This is a genomic window from Phenylobacterium sp., from assembly GCF_035276905.1.
In the GTDB taxonomy this organism is placed as follows: Bacteria; Pseudomonadota; Alphaproteobacteria; order Caulobacterales; family Caulobacteraceae; genus Phenylobacterium.
In genome coordinates this window covers 1-3,534 of record NZ_DATELG010000381.1, presented here as the reverse complement: position 1 = coordinate 3,534, position 3,534 = coordinate 1, and the positions used below count along the sequence as shown (strand labels likewise).

Annotated in this window: 4 protein-coding genes; 2 read left to right on the top strand and 2 right to left on the bottom strand. The window is 69.2% G+C overall.

The features are described 5' to 3' along the window. Positions 1–154: 154 nt before the first annotated feature. A complete protein-coding gene (locus tag VJS38_RS18145) occupies positions 155–751 on the bottom strand; it encodes a hypothetical protein (RefSeq protein WP_324089555.1) in 597 nt (198 codons plus the stop codon). 199 nt (positions 752–950) lie between these two features. Here VJS38_RS18145 and VJS38_RS18140 point away from each other — a divergent pair, with 199 nt between their 5' ends. Next, positions 951–1,754, top strand: coding sequence for a hypothetical protein (locus VJS38_RS18140; RefSeq protein WP_324089554.1), 804 nt, complete (start codon positions 951–953; stop codon positions 1,752–1,754). 83 nt (positions 1,755–1,837) lie between these two features. Further along, positions 1,838–2,752 carry a type II CAAX endopeptidase family protein gene (locus VJS38_RS18135; RefSeq protein WP_324089553.1) on the top strand — a complete coding sequence of 305 codons (915 nt, stop codon included), beginning with the start codon at positions 1,838–1,840 and terminating at the stop codon, positions 2,750–2,752. A 1-nt stretch (position 2,753) separates the two neighbouring features. Here VJS38_RS18135 and VJS38_RS18130 read toward each other — a convergent pair whose 3' ends face one another. Next, positions 2,754–3,437 (bottom strand): response regulator transcription factor, encoded by a 684-nt coding sequence (locus tag VJS38_RS18130; protein WP_324089552.1) that lies wholly within the window; start codon positions 3,435–3,437, stop codon positions 2,754–2,756. Positions 3,438–3,534: the final 97 nt, after the last annotated feature.

Below are 3,534 nucleotides of genomic sequence, written 5' to 3'. Positions count from 1 at the left end.
AGCGTTCGGCGGTTCGAATGAACCGCCGAACGCTCATAAGTTCTTGAAGTTAGACCATTCGCTGCGCCGAACCGGCCTCCACTTCGGCGGCGAATGGTCTAGTACGGTCCGGTGGGCAGCCGTTCCTTAACCTCGGCCGCTGGACGGAGCTATCCTATTTCAAGACCTGAGACCGCCAACCGATCAGCGGCGCGAGGGAGATTGGCTTGCGCCTCACGACCCGCAGCAACTCGCTCCTGGCGGCCTCGATCCGGGCGCGGGCGTCGGCCATCTTCGCCGCGAACTCCGACAGCCGCGCGCTCGCATGCCGGGCCTCGCCGTGCATCAGTTCATTGGGCTCATGCCAGGCCGCGCCGTCGTGCAGGCGGATCACCGCCTCGACCGTGAGTTGAGCGGCGTGGAAGAGCTCGCCCAGGTCCAGGCCGAACCGGCGCAGGGCCTCGTCCGGCCGCGGCTGGCCTTCGGCTCGTCGCAGGACGTCTTCCGCCCGGCGGCGGAACGCCCCCACGGTCTCGATCAGTTCGGGCGACACCGGCCGGATCGAGGCGGTCTCCAGCAGCGGCGCGCCCTCCGCCACGATCGGCTGCAGGGATCTCAGGACGCCGTCGCCCGCCTGCAAGGTGCAGAGGTCGGCTTCGGCGGCGGCGCGCGCCTTGCGCTCGGCCCAGGCGCGCAGGAACAGGACGGCGCCGAGGCCGATGACGCCCCCGCCGCCCGTGAGGATCCATGGCAATGCGGCGACTGAAGACATGGCCCACCTCGGGCTCCGTTGTCGTTCAGCCCCATTATCAAACTTCACTGCACGATCCGCTACGACATCTGATGACTACGGCAGAGGTTTGCGCCCGGACGCACGGGCGACGTGCAAGCTGCGGTGTGGCGTGAACGCGTTTAGGCTAAGCTGTGCCTGCGACCGGCGCTGGCGCGGGCGGCGACAGAGAGCGATCCAGGTGGGGCGGAGCGTCGCGATAATTCTTGGTCTGGCGCTGCTCGCCGCAGGCTTCGGCGCGCGGGCGCAGGACTTCAACCAGGCCCATTTCACCAGCCTGATGAACTCCGTCTTCGGCCAGGGGAACTGGCGCCAGACGGGCGGGTTTCGCACGCCCGCGCGTGAAGATCAGCTGCGCGCCGAGGGCGCCATGACCGTGGCCCCCGGCGTCTTGTCGCGGCATTCCATGGGGCGTCCGGGCGCTCCCGGGGCCTATGACCTGGTGGTCGACGGGCTCTCGCCGTCGGAGGCCGCCGCGCGCCTCTTCGCCTCGCGCGGACAGTTCCGCCGCCTGCTGCCGGAAGGGGCCCACGGAACGCAAGGGGCGCATCTGCACGTCGAGCCGCTGATCGCGGGCCTTGGGGCGGGCGGGCGCCGGGGCGGGCCCCCCGCGCCCGAATGGCTGGTCGCGGCGCCGACGCCGGCGGAGCAGGCGGTGACCCGCCTGCGGCAAGCGGCGTTGGCCGGCGACGTCACGGCGCAGTTGGCGCTGGCCGACGTATACGAGCAGGGACGCGCCGCGCCCAGGGACCTGGTCGCCGCCTACGTCTGGGCCAACGCGGCCAGCGAAAGCACAGATCCGGAAGCGCGGAGGCTCGCTTCGCCCCGGCTCGCCGCCCTGGCCGCCAAGATGCGGCCGGAGGAGATGCATCGGGCGGAGATGTTCGCCCAGCGCACAGCCGCGGCCGGCGGCTGCGAGACATTCACCACATCCGACTCGGCGGTTGTCGTGCTCGGCGTCGATCCGGGTGAGCCGCAGTGCTAACCGGAGCCGTTCACGTCCGGCCTTAACCGGCTGGCAGGGGCGGGCCAAGCTAAGTGGCCGCGTGGTCAGCCGACAGGCCGAGGATGAAGATGCAGATCGCGGAAATACAGGCCGGAAGCTTGGCGGACAAACGACAGCCTCCTGCGTCGGTCGCGATCTACGCGCAGTACGCCGCCCGGGGCGAGAACGCCTGGTGGCGCTATGCTCTGGGCGCCCCGCTCGCCCTGCTCCTTGCGGTCGTGATCCCCGCTTTCGTCATGCTGGCCCTGATGCTGGCGCACCTGTGGCCCGCGGACCTGATGGCGACCGCCAACGATCCGGCGCACCCCGTCGCCTTCTTCGCCTTCAACGGCGCGGTGTTTTTCGCGGTGCTGGCGGGCTTCATCGTCTCGGCCCGGCTGGTGCAGCGCAAGCGCTTCGGCGACATCGTCGGCCGCTGGCGATGGCGCGACTTCGCCGCGGGGCTGGCGATCTGGAGCGCGGCGTTGATCTGCGCGACCCTGGTCGATTACGCGCTCGCGCCCAGAGGTTTCCGCTTCTCCGCCACGGGCCAGACCCCGGCGCTGATGCTGGTGGCGGGCCTTGGCCTGGCGGTGCAGACCTTCGCCGAGGAGTTCGTGTTCCGCGGCTATGTCACCCAAGGGCTGTTGCTGGCGACCCGTCGGGTCGCGCCGACGGCTGTGCTGAGCGGTCTCTTGTTCGGCGCGATGCACATTCCCAACGGCGGGCCTCAGGCGCTCAGCGCCACCATCTTCGGCGTGATCCTGGCCGTGATCGCCATGCGGACCGGAAGCCTTGCCTTCACCTTCGGTCTCCACCTGATCAACAACCTGTTCGGGGCGGTGATCGTCGCCTCGACCAGCGATGCGTTCCGCGGCGCGCCGGCGCTGTTCAGCCAGAACACGCCGCACCTGATGTGGTGGGACACGGCCGTCGGCGCGGTCGCGCTGGCGGCGGTCGCCTTCGTGGTGCTGCGCGGTCGCTCGCCGAGCGCCTGAATCACTCCAGTTTCAGGCGGTATCCTTCGCCGGCCTCGGCGATCAGGTACTGGGGAACGGCCGCGTTGGGCTCGATCTTGCGTCGGACCTGCCAGGTCAGCACGCGCAGGTTCATGTGGTCGGTTTCCGTGGTCGGGCCCCAGATCTGCTCGACGAGGCTTTCCTGCGGCACCACCGCGCCGTTCGCGGCCGCCAGGATCCGCACCAGCTCCATTTCCTTGCGCGAGAGGCGCACCGCGCGTCCCTCGACGATCACGCGCCGGGTCTCGACATCGATCTGCAGCTTGCCGGCCGGCGCGGCCGCGTTTTCGCCCCGCCGGCTCAGCCGCAGCGCGACCCGCAGCCGGGCGAGCAGCTCTCCGGCGTCGAAGGGCTTGGCGACGTAGTCATTGGCGCCCATGTCGAGGGCGGCGATCTTTTCGCGTTCCGAGCCCCGCGCCGAAATGACCACGACCGGCGCGGCTGAGATGGCGTGCGCCTGCCGAATGACGTCCTTGCCGTCGATGTCGGGCAGGCCGAGATCAAGCAGGATCGCGTCGACCTTGTGCGTGCTCAACTGTTCAAGCGCCCCGGCCCCCGATTTCGCCCCGACCACCTGATAACCGGACTGGGAGAGGACGGATTGCAGCATGCGCTGCAGTTGTTCGTCGTCCTCGACGATGAGGATGGTGTTCTGCTCGCTCATGAATGCGTCGTCGTCCGGGGCAGGGCGATTGAAATTATGAGGCCGGTCTGACCATCGCTCCGATTTCTTGCACTGACCTTACCGCCCAGAATCTCGA